The organism is Rhizobium sp. 007, assembly GCF_015353075.1.
Lineage (GTDB): Bacteria > Pseudomonadota > Alphaproteobacteria > Rhizobiales > Rhizobiaceae > Rhizobium.
Genome location: NZ_CP064187.1, coordinates 2,779,952 through 2,797,630 on the forward strand (window position 1 = coordinate 2,779,952; position 17,679 = coordinate 2,797,630).

Sequence of the window (17,679 nt, forward strand, 5' to 3'; positions counted from 1 at the left end):
TTCCAAAAGCATAGCAACAATCAGAAACTAGATCTAATCGTTCATGTTGTTGTAAATTCCAGCGCTCTGCGCTGCAATACCGACCGGTTGCCCGACAATACCCAGGAACATACGAATATCGACGGCAGGATGGCGCGAGATGTAGATAACGTCGCGATTTTTGACCGGGAACGTCTGCCCAACGATCAGGCTATCCGGATGACTCATGTCGAAACGATAGACGATCGGATAGCGGCCAACGCTGTCCGGCGCCAGTCCCTTGTTCAGCAGCTCATGGAACCGCTTGGTGCCAAGCAGGCTCATGACGACATCAGGCTCTTCATAGCGGAACAGGAAATATCCCTTTGCGTCCGTCGCCTGATCATTGCCGCCTCGACCAAGTGCGACCGCCTCAAGCAGATTGAGATCGTTCGCACCGAAATTGATACGTGCGTTCAGATTGGCGGAGCCAAGGATTGTAAACGTCCGCGGGTCCTTCGACACGAAAATCCGGTCGCCGGGCTGGACGTAAATGTCTTCCGAGGGATTTTCGATGATCGACTTCAGAAGCGCCGTACCGGTTTTCTTGCCGCGGACGAGCGTGACATAGGCCTCGTACGGCTGCGCCTGCGAGCCGCCTGCCTTCGCAAGCACTTCGGTGATCTTCTCGCTGACGAGGCTCAGCGGCACCTGGGACGGCTTGCCGACCTCACCAGACACCGTCACGTTTCGGGATGCCGTGCTCACGCTCGTCACGATGACGTCCGGCTCGACGGCTTTGTTCGCCAGTGACGCAAGAATTGCCTTACGGGCTTCTTCAAGTGTCTTGCCCTCAAACTGAACCGATCCTGCATAGGGAATTGCGGCCATACCATCTGGCTGCACTACGATATCGAGGTTCGTCTGCTTCGATTCCGTCGTCGAGAAGAGCCCGTCGCTGCCGGCTTCGAAAATCGTAACCTTCAAGTGATCCCCGACGCCAATGACCACGCGACCCACGCCACCACCAATACCGAAACGGCGATTGAGAGCAGTCGCCACATAATTGGAGACGAGAGTGGCAGAACGGCTGTCAACGTCAACGATATCGAAAACGGCAGCATTACGGCGACCGACTTCTGCAGCGGATCGCCCGGCATCCTTGTTAATTGTATCGGCAAGAGGTCCCTGCGCAGGCAACCCCTGGCAGCCCGCCAAGGCAAGGCAGATCAACACAATACTCGATCGAACCAATTGATTTCCCTCGATATCGGCAGTGACATTCTTGCTGGTTGCCACAGCCGACCTATTTGCAAAAGATTCTAATTCGCACCTGCAAAGCACACTGAACGTCTCACAACAAGCCAATTGGCGGACCGATCCCTAAAAAAATCACAGCTGCGTTATCAATGCTATAGTGCAGTAAGGGCTCAACCACACTCCCGCAAGCAGCCCAGCGAACTATCTACAATTTGAGTTAAAGGCGCTTAAACAGGCCGCGGGAGTGGAACCCACGATTCCTTTGGAGGGGATTCTCCGGTGACGCTCTACCGCATGCTTAATCTTAGAGGCGAGTCGCAGATGCGCTACTACGACCAAAACTACCGCGATAGATACGACAGCGCGATCATCAGGGCGAGTATGGGCGACGAGGCGACACCCCATGGAAGGAATGCGAATGGAGCAATTTTCTCATGAGGGCCGGGCATGCAACGCCCTACGGCCCGAGGATTTCTGTAGTGTACTTTCCGGTAATTTGCTGCAATTTGGACTGCACATAATCAAGATTCTTCACGGAACCGCTGACTTGCCACTGCCACTCAAGATCTCTTGGGCAGGTCCCAGTTTCTCCCTTGAGTGGTCAAGGCAATGCATTTGCTTTGATCTTTAACGCCGCGCATCGTCCGCATTTTACAATGAGATTGCAACTTAAGGTTCAGGAATTTCTATGGCGTTATGACCAAAGATATAACGCAACTTTGAGTTTTGCATGACCATCAATCTACGGCGGGCGCGCTTGTTATTTGGAATGATCGAGCAGGCTTCCTTCTGCTGGGCTATGGCGGTTTTCGCGTCTCCAGCTCGGTAATTCGCTTCGGCAGCAAATCGCAGAAGCTTTGCTTTGTCCTTGCCGACTTTGTGAGCTTCCTCGAAATGCCGTGCTGCGTCCGCGTAGCGACCTGAATAGAACGCTTTGCATGCTGCCTGCCTCAGGGACTTTTCATCGTTCCAATCAGCAGGGTTTGAGCTTGGGGCTATGCGTGAAACTGCATAGCTTTTCCATGAGAATGGTGCGATCTGTTTTAACCTTGCCAGATTGTGAGAGTGTTCACGCCACCTAAACTTGGTGATCATGATGTCTTTGTATCCATGCGCTCGACGTGTTTCGAACTCTCGAATGGCGTCGGTGGCGATAAACTCCGAGTATTTTCGCTGGGTAAACCACGCGGCCAAACGAAGGCATGTCTGTCCCGCTGGTTTAGGAACTCGACCCGCCTTGAATGCCTGGATCCCGTCGGCAGCTGACGATGCGCGATAGCCGACACCATCGATGTTATAGAAGGCGTTTCCAAGGGTGACGGTAGGGGTCTCATGCAAGATCGAAAGGAGACCGACGCCGGAATTGTAGCAGAGCGTCACGTCAGCCAGATCAAGGAGGAAATGAACGTTGTCGGCCCGGTCAGCGATGACGACATTTGGGGCCGATCCGACGTGGTCCGTCTTTGAAAGAGGATGCGGCTTCACAACGAAGACGATGTCCTCATTCTTCTCAATAACGGATCGAAGGCTTGCAACGAACTCTGGATACCGCTGCTCACCCTTGATGAACATCGTAACCGCCATGTCGTCCTCAAGCTGAAGGGGTACGAAACAAATCTTTTTTCCGGTGATCGCCGAAAGTGCACAGTGTTTTGCCGCAGTGCTCTCGTAAGGATCCATCGCCTCAAGCGTCTTCGCGCCGAGGCGGAGGTCTCGCATGTATTCCCCTGCTTCGAGCAGTTCGTCTTCGGTGAAGGTTGAGGCTATGAAATCCTCTTCGCTGAAACGCTCGCTGTTATAGCACACGTCGTCATCATAGTAGATTGTCGATGGGAGAGCACCGCGTTCAATAACGATGACATTGCGATTGAGTTCACGCGCAAGCAGGACGATGCCGCGGAACGATGAATGGCTCTTCATATATGGGTTGAAAATAGCGACATCATCGATCTCGCCGTTAATGAGCCCCTGCGTAATTGCCTGGATAGTTGTCGGCCGATCGTCGAACACGGGAACAGTACGATAGCCAGCGAGGCGCAAGGGCATGAAATACCCCCAAGTATCAGCGTTTTTGCAGAGGCAAGCGATTTTCTTCTGTCGCGGAAGGTGATCGATATCAAGCAACCGGTGGTGATCAAAAAGGAATTGTCCGGTGGTGGCGGAAAAGCGATCCCGGCGCCAGTCGTTATTCCCGTACCAGGTTGGATCCGTGCCACGCGGGTGATGAAGATGAAAAACCTTCAAGCCAAGTCCCTCGGTGGGCTGAGACATAAGCTCGAACATCCTTCGAAATCCGGAATATGAGCGAGCCCTGAAGAAAGCGTCCCTCAGCGGGCCGTGCAGATCCTTCTGAGGTTCATTCGGTAGCGGTAGGTGGGCTGTGTGGATCGCAAGACGAAGTAGAAACTCGAAGTCTTCAGACCCATGGCCTCTGAACGACTCATCATAGCCTCCGACCATGTTAAACATGTTCCGGTTGATGAGGAACACATTCGAATACGGAGCGACAAATCGGCCTTCGGCAGTAGAGACCTCTGCGTAATTCAACTTGAAGGACAGGTATCGTAGGAAAGACGATCGCTGCTCACGGTCATCCAGCCTCTCAAAAATCTTAGTATCAGCCTCATCAAGGTGAAACGCCGGCGGATTGAGGACGATGTCGACGACGTTCCTCATATCAAGGGCAGAGGCATTCCGAGCCAAACGCGAGAACATGTCGCGTTCACCTACAAAATCGGGATCGCAGAAGAAAACAAAGTCTGTTTCTACGAGACTAAAAGACGCATTCCTGGCTTGTGCCAGCGAGAAAATATGAAAGTCCTCAATGAAAAGGTATTTGTATCCCTTTTTCTCGCATATCTGCTTGATTTTCGACGCGTACTCCGGTGCGGAACCAAAGTCGACGACCGCGATGCTGGGGCACGGTTCGTAATAGCTGGCCATCATATCGAGTCGATCAGCGAGCCACGGATTGCCCTTATGGAGGCGCACGCAGAAGGTCATCGTGATGTCTGCGGGACTGATGTCATCGAAACTCGGAGCAAAAACGACCCTAGTAGGTTCCGGACCTACCTTGATTGGAGCAGCGCCAATCGCTGAGTTTGTTTCATCAATGAGTTTATCGTGGTTTCCGGTATCCATTTGCAACCTCGTCTATCGCCCCCCGTGGAGCATAGGCGCCTGAAACCTGTCAAGCACAGTCCAGAAAAAATATATCGTAGGTTGTTCACTTTCTGAAACCTATCAGCAATCCCCAGTCTCTTATACCCGTAATATAGGCTGCCAGTCACTTGTTGATACGATATCCTAATAGCGCGTTTTGACTTGCATATCACCAGAAGCCGCATATTGATCGTTGATGAGTATCTCGTTGGGGGGGCGAGGATGAATGACGAATTAATTGCTGCTATGAGGCGTCGGAAAATCTCCTTTATGGGAGGGCCAGCAAGAGTAAAACTAGGTATCGGTACTACTCGCCCGGTTCTCTCCTTGGAACCATTCATCCAGTTTAGGGCTGGGGCTTATGATGTCCGCAGCATTGGAGCTTTCACATATCTCGGCTCTGAACGGTCCTACTACCGACACATCGACAGCATCGGCCGTTTCTGTTCTTTGGGTCCGGACATAACGACCGGCGCCGCTGAGCATTCCACATCAACTCTGTCTACCCACTCGATGTTCACAGGGCAGTGGAACAGGACATGGCCGGAGCTTTTCTCGGATTTCGGCCTCACAGAAGAGCAGACTGCGGTAGGCAATGCCGCCTTGCAAGCCGAACTGAAGCATAAGGCAAAACGGATCGTCATCGGCAATGATGTTTGGATGGGCGATGGCGTCTATGTATCACGCGGTATCACCGTCGGAGATGGCGCAGTGATCGCTGCCCGTTCCGTTGTCACAAAGGACGTCCCGCCTTATGCGATTGTCGGGGGAATCCCGGCAAAGGTTATCAGGCTGCGCTTCGATGAAGAGACTGTTTCTCGCTTGCTCAATATTAGATGGTGGGATTACGGCCCGGCCATTCTGGCAGGGGTCGATTGGTCTTCGCCAACAGATTGCCTGGATATTCTTGAAGGCCGCATCAATGCAGGCGCAAAAAAATACAGACCTCAGTGTCTGATTGTACAGCCGGACGATACCTTCGAAATCCGTTGATCGCGACCCACTGGTGCGGGCGCTGCGCCGGCCTGTCGGACAGGACAGGACGCGGCGCATCATATGCTCATTCGAGTTCATCCGCACTTTGGTGTGGTTAATTATGTTGTAACTTCAGAGTTGCGTCCGAACCGAAATTCCCCTAACCGTTTCGGCGGGGTATCTTTACCTGGGGGCACATCATGGCAAGAATTAGCGTAGCGTCGAACTACTCGCTCGACATGAGCGTGTTCGATTTCTCATCCATTTACTATGGAGAATCTTACGTCCAATCGGGAGCCCTGTTCCGGGTCAATTATGGCGACGGAACCGTCGAAGAATTTAGAGGGACGGGCTTCCGTTACAACGCTTATGGCGAGCCGATCTCTGGCACAGTTACGAGCTACGCCGCATTCTATGATGGACAGCGGCTGTTCTATGTCGAAGGCGGAAGCGTTGCCGCGACCAAGATCGTTGCCGCCGCGAACACCTATGGTACAAACGATGATGCTGGAGTCGTCGCGGAAGTCTTGAAAGGAAACGATGCGATCTCGGGCGGCAACCTTGGCGATGTCCTTTTCGCGTTCGATGGTAGCGACGTCATCAATGGAAACGGCGGAAACGACCTACTCTACGGCTATGCCGGCAACGATACGATTGTCGGCGGGACTGGGCGGGACCGGATCGACGGCGGCAGTGGGAATGACACGGCTTCATACGCGACCGCGGCAGCCGGGGTCACAGCGAGCCTCACCGCTCCGTCGAACAATACAAATGACGCCAACGGTGACACATACTACTTCGTCGAAAATCTTCTCGGTTCTCGCTACGCCGATGTCCTTTCCGGAAACGGATGGGTGAATATCCTAAACGGCGGTGACGGAAGCGATACCCTAGTCGGCGGAGCGGGTGGCGATAAGCTCTATGGTGGCAACGGGACGGATACAGCGTCTTACACCAATGCTTGGACGGGTGTCATCGCCAACCTCGGCAGCCCGAGCAACAACAGCGGAGATGCGAAAGGCGACACTTATTCCGCGATCGAGAACATTATCGGATCTAATTATGCGGACCAATTGTACGGTACCGCGAGTACGAACAGCCTGACCGGAGGCGCAGGCGATGATACCATCGGCGCAGGCGGGGGCATTGATTGGATTAACGGGGGAACAGGGGCCGATCGACTGAGCGGTGGAACGGGCGCCGACAGGTTTGTCTTTAAAGGGGTCTCCGATTCGACCGGAGCGACTTTCGACACGATCTTCGATTTCCTGCCCAGTGAACAGGACAGAATCGATCTCTCCGCGATCGATGCCAATTGGAAGGCTTCAGGCAACCAGGCGTTCACGTTCGTCGACACCGCTGCATTTAAGGGCGTGGCTGGAGAACTTCGCTACGTCAAGCAGTCATCCGACACGTATATCTACGGCGACGTGGACGGCGATAAGGTAGTCGATCTCAAAATCCACCTGGACGATGCGGTGACGCTGACTCACGACTATTTCTTTCTTTAGATAGCCACGAACCGCTAGTCGCTGAGAAGGCTCTTGGGAAGCCCCCAGGAGAACTCGCATGCGGGCGACACGCAACTGGATGGTGATCTGTTAAATGGCTCGACGATTCGTGATGATGCGTTATCGCCCACCTTTGAAGGTCGAGGCAATCGCCGACGCCAAGATCAAGACGGAGATCGACGCCAGGGTGCTGGCACAAATTGCAAACCGCGAACGCCCAGCGAAAGAATATCCTGATGCGGGGCTGAAGTCACTCTTCCACCGCTCCAGTGAACGCATCAACTGAGCGTAAGCTGGAGTTCGGAGAGATATATGCCGCCTTCATTTCGGCCAACAACTCAATAGCCCGCTCGACGTCGATGTATTCTTTGGCGATAGGATCGAAATATCTCGGATAAAGAATATAGGCACCGGCAAAAAGCTGCTCAACAGTCAGCTTCCGCGTTCTTCTGTCCGTCGGCTGGCGATCGTCAGTCAATCCCCATCCAGAATAAAACGGGCATCCCAAAGTCGTGACCTTGAGCCCTCGCAAGAGCGCTTCGAAGCCTGAAAGAGAGGTGATCGTATAAACGTGATCAATCGTCCGGAAGCTCTCGGCGAGGCTTATATTTTCCTCTAAGACCTTGCATATGCCGCGGATTAGGTTTGGATCCGACGTGGGCTGCGCCGTTCCCTGAAGAACCTCCGGATGAGGTTTGTAGATGATTTGCGCCCCGGGATTTTCCCGATATGCGAGCCGGACGAGGTCATTGTTGTTGTACTTCTCCCGTGATCCGTAGGCAATGGATGCATCGCGTTCGACCTGCCCGATGACGAGAACGCGTTTCCCAGTTTTGGGGCCGTAAAGCTCTTCGACCGCAACATTGGCGCCCGAGTTGTATTTGCTCAACCCCGTGCTTAGAAGCTTTTCGATTAGCGCTTTTGCTCTCAGCTGCAGGTCGCCATCACCATCAAAATCATAGATCGACAATATTGTTTCGAGATCCGTCGGGCCATTGGCATTGAAATACATATCCTGCCGGTCAAATGCCAGGGACATCGGCGGCGTCTCCAATGCCCCAAGCGACACCGATCGAATAAAACCGTCCTCGACATAGTGAAATGGGATGTTCTTGCGCGCGCAGAAGTTCTTCAACTGAGGCAGGCCCTTGTACTGCCACGCCATGACTTCGGCCCGCCGGTCACTTAGGATCCGCCATTTCCAGTTGATCTCGAATTCGATCGGCCACAGACCAGTGGGAGCAAATATGACCTCCTTGTCCGGGAACCAGTCATACATGAACGTCTTCCAAGCGGCGAATCCGAACAGAAAGAGCGGCGGCTTGCCCCGCTTCGGAAGCGGCCGTCTCGCAACGCCGGCGATGATCCTGAACGGCGTTTTTGCTGCTTCAGCTAAGATCGTCGTTGTGTCAACCAATCGCCTGTTCCGGTTTTTAGGGGCAGAATCGCATTCTAAGTTTCGTTGCTTATGCGAAAGCTTGAAAGCGGGTAATGCACTCAAGCCTCGATGGCAAGAATTGGGCGACAGATATTTCAACACATCAAGTCGCGAGATGACCTTGCAAGTCTGACAGTACGATCCCAATCAAGTACATGGCTGCAGAGGCGCGTGTCCGACATCTGAGCGTAGTCCGAGACCGAAGATTGTCTGACGGTGCGTGTGGAGTTGCATGCTGTAAGTAAAGCGCAACAAAGGAATATCTCAACAAATCCCCTCATTCGTGGCTCCTCTCCGCCGGCGCCGCGGTCGGCGGGAACTTTCCAAGTTCCACTTCATTGAAAGCGTGCACCCAGCCTGCGCCAGAATAGCATATCGCACACAGCACCTACCGACAGATGAGGACAAAATAGATCCGTCCTTGCGCTTCCGGCGAATCCGCGGCATTTATCGCGTAACTGGGAAAGCGGAAGGAGGGAACAATGCCGAAGCAAAAGTGGTCGCCGCTGAAGGTGCTGATGCTTCCTTTTTATGTGTTTCAGATCGTCACTGGCGAAAAACGGTTCATTGAGAATCCGCTGCTTGGAAGCGAAAAGCTCAACCGGAAAGGGCTCCACATCTGGCGCGTCAAAACTGCCGCGAGAATTGTAGAGTCGCGACGCCGGCGCCTGCAGCACCTCATTCCTCAGCATGAGCGCGCCTTCTTCGCTGAGAACGGCTATATAGAACGACGGAATTTTCTAACACCGGAAATGTTCGCGCAGTTGCGGTCCGAAGTTGAGGCTCTTCGCGCGCCGGCGCGCGAAATGACCCAAGGGAAAGCGGTGACGCGTAGGACCTCGCTTACACCAGAGGTCCTGAAAAATTACCCTGCCATCCGCGCCCTGGTGGACAGCAACGGCTGGAGAAATCCGCTGCGTTATGTTGGGGGGTTCAGGGCAGAGCCGGCCATCTGCATCCAAACGATTTTTGGGACGGAGACAGAAGAAGGCAAGGGGAAGGACCCGCAAACCGATCTTCATATGGATACGTTTCACTCGACGGTGAAGGCCTGGTTCTTCCTTTGCGACGTCCCTGAAGATGAAGGCCCGTTCACCTATGTTGCCGGCTCTCACAAACTGACCAAGCGGCGGCTCGCCTGGCACAAGAGGAAGAGCATCCTGGCGTCCATCCGGGGCGAGAATGGCTCATTCAGGATTCCAGAGCACCAGCTGCACCTTTTGCGTTTGCCTGAACCTACCAAGTTCGCCGTTCCCGCCAATACGCTCGTGGTCGGAGATACATTCGGCTTCCACGCCAGGGGCAAATCCGCCCGTCCATCCGTGCGCGTCGAGATCTATGCGTCGCAGCGACCCAATCCGTTCCTTCCATTTGTCGGCCTTGACACAGCATTCTTGCCTTTCGTGAAGGGCCGAAAGGAGGTCATCGGCTGGTTTATCGAGGATTGCCTCGTCCGGTTGGGACTGAGGCGGCAAATCTGGAAAGATATCGGTACGGCGGGGCCGCTGGATCCCCGGTGATGGCCGACGAGTTCTTTTGCGGCAAGGATGACAACGGGTTACTGCCAGACGGGAAGAGATTTGCGATCCGCGAACGGCCCATGCGAACTTCGTCTTGCGATCGAGACAGCTAGATCGAGATGCAATGAATTACCTGATCGACCGATTGGCGGAACGCGTTCAAGATTTGATCGAACGGAAGAGGTTCCTCAATGTCCTGAGCGTAGCCCTTGCCGCCGTTGCCTTCATCGTGCGTTTTCTGCCGATGCCGGCACACCGCCGTCGCATCTGTGACGGCCGGATGTATATTGCCTGTCAGCAAAAGAACTTCGAAAAGGCAGCCAGAATCCTCGGTGATCTAAGCAAACGGGAGACACCGGGTGCGGATTCGATGCGGTTATTCCTCTACGAGGTTCTCGGGCACGTTGATCCTCGATACGCCGACGAGTTGATGAAAGCGCCCCGGTTCGATCGAAAGCTGTTGCCAGTCATGGAAGCGGCGCTTCTGCGCAGGAATGGAGAGTATGACGCAGCTCTCTCTGCCTTGGATTATACTGCAGAGTCATTTCCTGCACGGGTTCAGGTCGCCGAGTTCAAGAGAAGTTTGTTGCTGGAGGAACGTAGGCACGAGGAGTTCGCCGTCGACGGTGTGACGCGGCTCTCGCATGATCCCGAAAAACCTCTCTTCCAGTTCGCGGCTTCGGTTGCGGCCGCAGCCGATAGTGCGGGCCGTCATGATATCCTTCGGTCGGCAATTGAACGAATATTCCGTGACCGCGATGCAATCCTCAAAGATCCTTCGCTTCTTTCAAGATTTGCTCAGCAGTCGGTCGAAGCCTCGATGTGGCTCCTTGATCTGGCAGGAGCAAATCAGGTTATTGAGGTGCTTCGCATCGCCGGAATGGAAAAAGCCGCAGTCCGGTTGGAACGACGCTTCAAACTCAAAGCACTTGCGCCAATGTCCCACCTAATCGAACGCGCGCATCAGGATATTCTGACGCGCGTTGGACTGAGGCCTCCGATAACTCAGACGCACAATGCGGTGATCATCATCCCATCCGCAGCACTGCGGTCCAACAAGATTGACTATTCCGGCTTTCGCGCCGATATCCGGTTTGTTTTGCAGACCATCGCGGAGTGCCTCGACACAATCGGACTCGATTACGGGGTGAAGGGGCAGATCAAGCTGCACGGTATCGAAGACTTGCCGGTACCTTTCTTTTCGTATCACACGGTTTCCCGGCATCGAAATGGTCTTCACTTCAAGGAGACCGACCGCCCATCCCACTTCAGCTTTGATACCGGCGGCTACTCCGGGTGGTCGGAATTCTCAAGAAAAAGCCTCGCCGAACTGCCGCTCTATGAGGTGGATGCGCGGACGGCCACAAACTTTTTTCAACAGGATCAAGCGAAAACCATTTCCCGCAACCTGTCTAAATATGCTCAAGACCCAATTCATGCTGCAGAGATTTTACCCGGCCGCTTCGTTTTCATCGCACTTCAAATGGTGGGCGATTCAGTTCAGGAACTGGCGTACTACAGCCTCATCGAAATGATGGAGGAGGTCGTAACCACGTGCGAGAAGATCGGCTACTCCGTAGTCGTAAAACGCCATCCGCTCTGCGGCTCGACAGTGATCGGAAGGTATATCCGAGAAAACGAAATCGCCGGTCGGCTCATCTCAGCCACCGGCAGCATTCACAGCATCATCGCCAAATCAACTGCCGTATGCGTGATAAACTCCGGCGTGGGCGCCGAAGCCCTCCTGCACGAAAAGCCGGTATATGTCTTCGGCCGATCCGAATACATGGCCGCATGCTTCGTTTGCGAGCAGCGGGGCGACTTCGAGAAACAGTTCCAGCCTGGAGGAACTGCTGCATCAGCCGAGGACCTTCGACGCTTCTGGTATTTGCTGCGCAACGAATATGCGGTGGATTTGCGGGATACGGAAACCGCCAAAGCGGTTATCCGAATGCGAGTCAAACAGCATATCTTGGACGTTGGTGAGAACGGGAGAGTAACCATGAAAGTGTCGTGAGGCTGCATTGCCCGGCCTTCAAGACCACCGGATAACGAATCGTGAGGCAGCGGCCCGCTAAGGCACGTCGCGATTAGTCCGCCAGCAACGGTGGATTAATTTCTGTCCCGGATATTGTAATAGCCCATTACGGACACGCCCCAAGCAAAAAGACATCCGAGAAAGACCAGGGCAGACACCATCAGCCGGCTTGGATATTGTGCCTCTTCAGACAGAGTTGGCTGGATGAATGTCGCCAAATAACGCTGCTGATTGTTGGCATCTATGCGTGCCTTTTCCAGGCTGGCAAGAGCGCCGGTATAGGCCTTCTCGGCAAACTCCCGCTCGGTTTCGAGTTCCTCGTATTGCAAAATACGGCTCGCAACATCGCTACCTCCAGCTCCACCAACCGACCCGCTGCCGAAACGCTGTTTTTCCTGTGCCAGCTGTTTTTCAAGACTGTCGATCTGCGTAGTGAGCACGCGCATGCGCGGTGAATCAGCTGCCATTCGCGTCCGAGCGGTCATCAAATCAGTGTGAAGCTGGGTGAGTTGCTGTTCGAGGGAAGCAACCAGTTGGCCAGCCAGTTTCGCCGCTTCTACCGGATCGGCCTCCTGAGAGACATCCCGGAAATTGCGCAGGGCGTTCCGCGCTGCAGATAGACGGCCTTCCGCCAGCGCTACTTCGTCCTGGGATGCTTTCAGAACACCGTTTCTTGCCTTGAGCGAAAGGTCGTTGATCAGCCTCTCACTCTCACCGATGATAATGGATGCGATTTTTTGGGAGCTTTGTGGATCAAAGGCCTTGACCGTCAGGTTCAGAATGGACGAGGTGTGGTCGAAATCGACATGTACCATTTTTTTCCAGTATTCGAGCCGCTCCTCAATCGGCAGGCCAGCCGCCATGCTGAAATAAAAGTCGGCACCGTGGCGAGCAAAGGCGGCATCGAGATCGACGGTCTTTTCGACGGCCTCGATCATCCGCTCGCTTTCGACATAGTCGAGCAGCATATAAGAGTCCGCCCCTGTCGTACTGCCCCCGGTAGTCTGCGTAAACATGCCCAGGATATCACTACTTGCCTTGCCGTCGATGCTCCGCACTGCAAAGGCGGCCGAGCTGTGATATTGATCCGCTGCGACGAAGAACATGTAGAACGATGCAAGTGCGGTTGGAAGCGCGACGGCCAACGCGAAGCTGCCGGCGATAATTAAATGCCGCAGCTTCAGGCGCCCGACCTTCAACGATCCGAGCACTTTTTTCTTCTTCGATGGCTGTGCCTCGCGCCTTTCGGGGCGCACGTCGACCTTTCTAAGATTGTCGAGCACCGTAATATTCGGCTTCTTCACGGGAGCCTGGACATCTTCCGTCTTGTGTTCTGGACCTGGCGGCTTGGCAGTCGTCATCAGTTGCCCTTCATGTTTCGCTCATGAACCCGGATAGCATCTTCCACATCATCGAAATACGTGAGTTTGCCATTTTCGAGAACCACTCCGCAATCGCAGTACTCGCGGATGGTACTTGTGCTGTGGGAAACCATGATAACGTCAGAATCTTGCAATCGGTGTTGGAAGACATCATGGCATTTTTTTTTGAAGTTCGCATCCCCGACCGCAGTGATCTCATCAACCAGATAATAATCGAAGTTGACGCCCATGCTGACACCGAACGCGAGACGCGCCTTCATGCCGGAGGAATAAGTACCAACAGGGGCGTGGAAGAATGGGCCCAGCTCGGCAAAATCGGTGACATAATCGACCAGCTCTTGGGTATCGACACCGTAAATCCGCGCGACAAAGCGAACATTCTGCTCTCCGGACATGCTTGGTTGAAAGCTACCTTGAAAACCGAGAGGCCAGGAAATTTTCCCTTGTCTTACTATGCGCCCCCGATCAAGCCGCAGCGATCCTGCGATCAATTGCAAGAGCGTCGATTTCCCAGCGCCGTTTCGTCCGAGCAGGCCGACACTCTTACCACGCTTGATCACAAGGGAGGCGTTCTCGATGATTGGCTTCGTCACGCCCTTGGTCTTCACATACTTGGTCGCGCGTTCAAGTCTAATCATCGGCCTCTCGCTACCGCAGCGGAATTGGTGAAGACAAAGAGACCGGCGAAGATCGCCGTAAAAACAAAAGAATAAAGATAGAACATGTCGAGTTCCGCAGCCCTGTATTGGGGGTAGAAGCCTTGGCGGAACAGCATGACCACATGAACCAAAGGATTGAAAAGCACGACCTCACGCATAGGTCCCGGAAGCGCGTCGGGCAAGAAAAAAACGCCAGAGATCAGAAACATCGGTCGATTGACGATGTTGAAGACCTGTTCGTAGAATGGAAAACGCAAGAACATTATGGTGTTGAATATGCCGACACCAAGACCCAGGAGCGTCGCGGCAAGTGCCGCCTCCAGGATCGCCGGCCAATAGAGCTCAGGCGGTTGATGCATTGTCACAATGATCGCGCCGAGAACACAGATGGCGACGAACACCGTCGTAGCAGCCTGAAGGATGTACCGCGCGACGATGGTATCGATCGGGGCAACATTTGGATAGCTGAGCAATGTCCGGTTAGATTTGATAGCGCCGTTCAAAAAACCGCACATCGCGGCGTAAAATTGGAATGCAATATAGCCGGTTGCGAAAAACAGCGGAAAGCTTGTGCCGAGAGCCGGCAATTTTGCGATACCCATGAAGATCACGGACATGAAAGCGATATGGGCCGCAGGATCGAGAATTGCCCATATGTATCCCCCGGGTTTATTGCCGAAGCGGGTCGACATTTCGCGAATGAGCAATGCGGCAACAACGCGAATATGGGTCGTCAAGTAATACAATAAGAGGCCCCCGAAACAAGCCGCTTCACCAATCCGGCATTAATATCATTGTTTGTGGTGAGAGTTAGCCCCTCGGACCAGATTCCTCCATCATTAATAAGATCGAACGTGTCTCGCAACAAGGGCAGGAGCCCATCACCGCAACGATCGTTTCTCCCCACGTCCCAATCCGATAGCGCGCACTCAAACCAGAATGAGCTTCGTCGCCACCGCCTGTTGCCTGCAGCAAGGTGCGGCATCAGCTTTGAGCGAGATAGCTGACAGGGTTTCGGCATTTGAGATCGTCCGCCTCTACCTTCAATGCCCCCAGCGCCGCAATTGGCGAAACTCTCCAGAAGGGCAGTTACTTAGGTCCAATCTTCAATCAACGTCCAGGCTGCCGCCTGTTAGGCGCACTGACGGCGCTCACGATCGTCTCTCCGAATATTATGGAAGATGACTATAGAATGAAAAAGCCTCCGCCGCAGCGAGCCTTGGCATTGAACCTAATCAGTTCAAACAATACAAATCTTTCAGTTATCTAAGGAGACGAGGATGCGGTTTTCGCTGGCGTTGATGCTCTATGGCACCATTCAAACGTCCGTCCCACTTCATGCGGCGCTCTCGCAACAAACGCCGTCCGACTGCACCGCGCCACAGAATGTCAGCGCCAATCTCAGACTAGATCGGAATTGCAGATATACCGGACCGATATTGATCGACACATCCAACGTCACTTTAGACTGTGACGGGGCGACAATAGATGCAACCAGATCCAGAAACGGCATTACGATTGAGGGTCGAGGTATCCGAAATGTTGCCGTAAAAAGCTGCAAGATCGACGGTGCGAAGCGCGAAGGTATATTCATCAAGCCGCCCTTGATTGCTCCCGATATGGCTGCGTTACCTAAGGCCCAACGATATGATATCGCGCCCCAGAATGTGTCCATCATCGATTCCACTGTGACGAATTCAGGGAGCGCCGGCATCTATGTAGGGAATTACAGCCAAAGCACGCTTATTAGGAATACATTGGTTGCGAACTCGGGCGGCACAGCAATCTATCTTGATGCCTCTTCTGTTCGAACCACCGTCGAGAACAGCACTTTCAACGGCAATGGCTTTGGAGACCCTTTGGGCAGAAGCAAAGGGAAGCTCAATCGTGAGGCAATCGCTATCGATTCCTCCGCATACAACACCATTCTGAACAATACTTTTTCTGGAAACTCGGCCGGAGGTGTCTTTCTCTACAAGAACTGCTGGGAGCGCCACGACAGTGCAAAACAGGCCCAGCGATGGCAACATTCCAGCTTCAATACAATTAATGGCAATCGATTCACTGAGAAGGTTGGCGTGTGGATTGCGTCACGCCAGGCGAAAAACTTGACCAATTGGAACTGTGGAGATCCGCCACTTGCTCCCGGATATTTCCGCGATTACGCCGACCATAACACTGTCGTTTCCAACGTTTTCACGGGAGGGGACTTTGGCGTCATCATCCAGGATGACTTTACGACACTCAAAGAGAACCGGTTTTTCAACCAAACGCAATCGTGTGTAGTTCTGGGTTCCGAACTGAGAGACAGCCTTTTGGGTGCTCCGATTGAGGGTACGATACTGGCCAAAAACTCCTGCGTTGGATTGCGCGGCGGTAACGGCTTCCGTCCCGAGGGTAAATCGGTGTTTAGAGTCTGCTCCGAAAATTTCTTGGACAATCAACCGTTTAATTGCGGCGGTATTCGTTGAGCCTCAGTCGCCAACGCCCTAGCCGTGGTCTGTAGCGAGAGAGTGGCAAGACACCTGCTGGGATTGGCGGGCCGCAACGCCCCGCGCTGGACGCAGCGGGCAACCATCGGTCCTGCGGCCTCGGATGCGACGATCTGATCTACATGTTTTCGCCGCCGCCGGCTACCGATGAATTTGCCACGTTGCAGGAGGAATCGTAGCATTTTCGAGAGATAGCCGGAGCTTGACAAATACATCCTTGAGAAATTAAAGGGCAGCTAATGTAATCCTCGCTATTGCTGGGTAGCGAAATGGGGGTGGGGCGTCACAATGAACTTTTTAACCCGGCTCGCCGGGATATTTCGGCGCTCGAAATCGCCGGATTTTGTGTCCTTTTGGCACGGCCCCATCGATGGATTAACATATGGCTGCCTTGCATCTTTCCCGTATCACGGCGCCCGGCTTCGGTTATACTCTTACGACGACAATATCAAAGTTCCTCCTGGAATCGATTTGGCTGATGCGCGTGAAATTTGCCCAGATACGAGCTTGACCGGGCGCTATATCGCCGATGGAAAGGTGGAGTTCTCGAAATTCTCGAATCTGTTTCGTTATGTATTAATCAAGCAAACTGGCTGCTGTTGGGTCGACTGCGATCTCGTTTGTTTAAGGCCGCCTGAATTTCAACATGACGAGATGGTTTTCGGATATCAGTATCCTAAGGAAAATGTGCAAGCGATTAATGGAGCAGTTCTTAAAGCTCCCTCGTGAACACGCTGTCTTGGCGGACCTGATTCAAAATGCGCGCGATGTCGGCAAATACGACTCCCTTGGGGGAGCGATATCCTTGTTGTACCCGGCCAATTCGAATTTTTTATGCCAGAGATGGAGGAGCTTGGACGCGCGCACAGCCGATTCAACGCTTTCTCGTCCTTCTGGTAATATCAGTTTCCAGAAATGAGCGGGGGAAATTGGATAAAAATCAGCCATTGCACTGGCAAACTCTGATAAACCGGCCTCATAAAATTTTGTCGTGATTAGCCGGGGCCCGATGGCACCCCAACGCTGGTCCAAGTCCACCATCGCGCATTGGAGCGCGTCGGCGGATTGGATAGATTCACCGGAATATACGACGGCGATGAACTTAGAGTGCAACTCGGCCGCTGGTGCCTTCAGCGCAATAACTACCGGGAAGGTCGCAGAGGCGTCGAGCGCGGCTACAACTGAGGCGTTTTTTGGATCGCACGCGGCTTTCGACATCATTAATTGGCTGCGCGTTCCACCCTATGGCCTCACGACCGGTGTTCGGAAGAGTGTCTTGTTCGC

General features: G+C 53.6%; 14 protein-coding genes. 7 read left to right on the forward strand and 7 right to left on the reverse strand.

What is annotated here, in order from left to right; all coding sequences use genetic code 11:
- Positions 1 to 33: 33 nt before the first annotated feature.
- Together ISN39_RS13790 and ISN39_RS13795 are read right to left on the reverse strand one after the other, a co-directional pair.
- A complete protein-coding gene (locus tag ISN39_RS13790; RefSeq protein ID WP_194727885.1) occupies positions 34 to 1,212 on the reverse strand; it encodes a polysaccharide biosynthesis/export family protein in 1,179 nt (392 codons plus the stop codon).
- A 675-nt stretch (positions 1,213 to 1,887) separates the two neighbouring features.
- A complete protein-coding gene (locus tag ISN39_RS13795) occupies positions 1,888 to 4,359 on the reverse strand; it encodes a galactosyltransferase-related protein (protein ID WP_194727886.1) in 2,472 nt (823 codons plus the stop codon).
- Positions 4,360 to 4,602: 243 nt separating this feature from the next.
- Between ISN39_RS13795 and ISN39_RS13800 the strand changes: the two genes are divergently transcribed.
- From ISN39_RS13800 to ISN39_RS13810, 3 genes are all read left to right on the forward strand, one after another.
- Entirely contained in the window at positions 4,603 to 5,373 is a 771-nt protein-coding gene (locus ISN39_RS13800) for a CatB-related O-acetyltransferase (RefSeq protein WP_194727887.1), read from the forward strand.
- A gap of 182 nt (positions 5,374 to 5,555) precedes the next feature.
- A complete protein-coding gene (locus tag ISN39_RS37630) occupies positions 5,556 to 6,866 on the forward strand; it encodes a calcium-binding protein (RefSeq protein WP_281438286.1) in 1,311 nt (436 codons plus the stop codon).
- A 94-nt stretch (positions 6,867 to 6,960) separates the two neighbouring features.
- The gene (locus ISN39_RS13810) at positions 6,961 to 7,152 is read left to right on the forward strand and encodes a hypothetical protein (protein ID WP_194727888.1); all 192 of its coding nucleotides are present in this window, start codon (positions 6,961 to 6,963) and stop codon (positions 7,150 to 7,152) included.
- Here ISN39_RS13810 and ISN39_RS13815 read toward each other — a convergent pair.
- The gene (locus ISN39_RS13815) at positions 7,117 to 8,283 is read right to left on the reverse strand and encodes a capsular polysaccharide biosynthesis protein (RefSeq protein WP_246763208.1); all 1,167 of its coding nucleotides are present in this window, start codon (positions 8,281 to 8,283) and stop codon (positions 7,117 to 7,119) included. The two genes, ISN39_RS13810 and ISN39_RS13815, sit on opposite strands and share 36 nt — an antisense overlap.
- Before the next feature lie 503 nt (positions 8,284 to 8,786).
- On the opposite strand from ISN39_RS13815, the gene ISN39_RS13820 reads away from it, so the two are divergent.
- Complete coding sequence (locus tag ISN39_RS13820) at positions 8,787 to 9,824, forward strand: phytanoyl-CoA dioxygenase family protein (protein ID WP_194727889.1); 1,038 nt, start codon at positions 8,787 to 8,789, stop codon at positions 9,822 to 9,824.
- Positions 9,825 to 9,948: 124 nt separating this feature from the next.
- Positions 9,949 to 11,841, forward strand: coding sequence for a hypothetical protein (locus ISN39_RS13825; protein ID WP_194727890.1), 1,893 nt, complete (start codon positions 9,949 to 9,951; stop codon positions 11,839 to 11,841).
- Positions 11,842 to 11,936: 95 nt separating this feature from the next.
- Here ISN39_RS13825 and ISN39_RS13830 read toward each other — a convergent pair whose 3' ends face one another.
- From ISN39_RS13830 to ISN39_RS13840, 3 genes are read right to left on the reverse strand one after another with little or no spacing between them, the layout of a single operon-like run.
- A complete protein-coding gene (locus ISN39_RS13830; RefSeq protein WP_194727891.1) occupies positions 11,937 to 13,223 on the reverse strand; it encodes an RkpR, polysaccharide export protein in 1,287 nt (428 codons plus the stop codon).
- Entirely contained in the window at positions 13,223 to 13,882 is a 660-nt protein-coding gene (locus ISN39_RS13835) for an ABC transporter ATP-binding protein (RefSeq protein WP_074069402.1), read from the reverse strand. The genes ISN39_RS13830 and ISN39_RS13835 overlap by 1 nt, the downstream gene beginning before the upstream one ends.
- The gene (locus ISN39_RS13840) at positions 13,879 to 14,649 is read right to left on the reverse strand and encodes an ABC transporter permease (RefSeq protein ID WP_194727892.1); all 771 of its coding nucleotides are present in this window, start codon (positions 14,647 to 14,649) and stop codon (positions 13,879 to 13,881) included. Before ISN39_RS13840 ends, ISN39_RS13835 begins: the two co-directional genes overlap by 4 nt.
- Positions 14,650 to 15,183: 534 nt before the next feature.
- Between ISN39_RS13840 and ISN39_RS13845 the strand changes: the two genes are divergently transcribed.
- Together ISN39_RS13845 and ISN39_RS13850 are read left to right on the forward strand one after the other, a co-directional pair.
- Positions 15,184 to 16,374 (forward strand): right-handed parallel beta-helix repeat-containing protein, encoded by a 1,191-nt coding sequence (locus tag ISN39_RS13845; RefSeq protein WP_194727893.1) that lies wholly within the window; start codon positions 15,184 to 15,186, stop codon positions 16,372 to 16,374.
- 309 nt (positions 16,375 to 16,683) lie between these two features.
- The gene (locus ISN39_RS13850) at positions 16,684 to 17,124 is read left to right on the forward strand and encodes a hypothetical protein (RefSeq protein ID WP_194727894.1); all 441 of its coding nucleotides are present in this window, start codon (positions 16,684 to 16,686) and stop codon (positions 17,122 to 17,124) included.
- A 24-nt stretch (positions 17,125 to 17,148) separates the two neighbouring features.
- Here the strand turns inward: ISN39_RS13850 and ISN39_RS36345 are convergent, their stop codons facing one another.
- The gene (locus ISN39_RS36345) at positions 17,149 to 17,616 is read right to left on the reverse strand and encodes a hypothetical protein (protein WP_246763209.1); all 468 of its coding nucleotides are present in this window, start codon (positions 17,614 to 17,616) and stop codon (positions 17,149 to 17,151) included.
- Between the last annotated feature and the right edge of the window lie 63 nt (positions 17,617 to 17,679).

Coding starts and splice junctions, on each gene's coding strand:
- ISN39_RS13800 (WP_194727887.1), top strand. CDS start 4,603: ATGAATGACGAATTAATTGCTGCTATGAGGCGTCGGAAAATCTCCTTT.
- ISN39_RS13795 (WP_194727886.1), bottom strand. CDS start 4,359: ATGGATACCGGAAACCACGATAAACTCATTGATGAAACAAACTCAGCG.
- ISN39_RS13835 (WP_074069402.1), bottom strand. CDS start 13,882: ATGATTAGACTTGAACGCGCGACCAAGTATGTGAAGACCAAGGGCGTG.
- ISN39_RS13825 (WP_194727890.1), top strand. CDS start 9,949: ATGAATTACCTGATCGACCGATTGGCGGAACGCGTTCAAGATTTGATC.
- ISN39_RS36345 (WP_246763209.1), bottom strand. CDS start 17,616: ATGATGTCGAAAGCCGCGTGCGATCCAAAAAACGCCTCAGTTGTAGCC.
- ISN39_RS13845 (WP_194727893.1), top strand. CDS start 15,184: ATGCGGTTTTCGCTGGCGTTGATGCTCTATGGCACCATTCAAACGTCC.
- ISN39_RS13820 (WP_194727889.1), top strand. CDS start 8,787: ATGCCGAAGCAAAAGTGGTCGCCGCTGAAGGTGCTGATGCTTCCTTTT.
- ISN39_RS37630 (WP_281438286.1), top strand. CDS start 5,556: ATGGCAAGAATTAGCGTAGCGTCGAACTACTCGCTCGACATGAGCGTG.
- ISN39_RS13850 (WP_194727894.1), top strand. CDS start 16,684: ATGAACTTTTTAACCCGGCTCGCCGGGATATTTCGGCGCTCGAAATCG.
- ISN39_RS13830 (WP_194727891.1), bottom strand. CDS start 13,223: ATGACGACTGCCAAGCCGCCAGGTCCAGAACACAAGACGGAAGATGTC.
- ISN39_RS13810 (WP_194727888.1), top strand. CDS start 6,961: ATGGCTCGACGATTCGTGATGATGCGTTATCGCCCACCTTTGAAGGTC.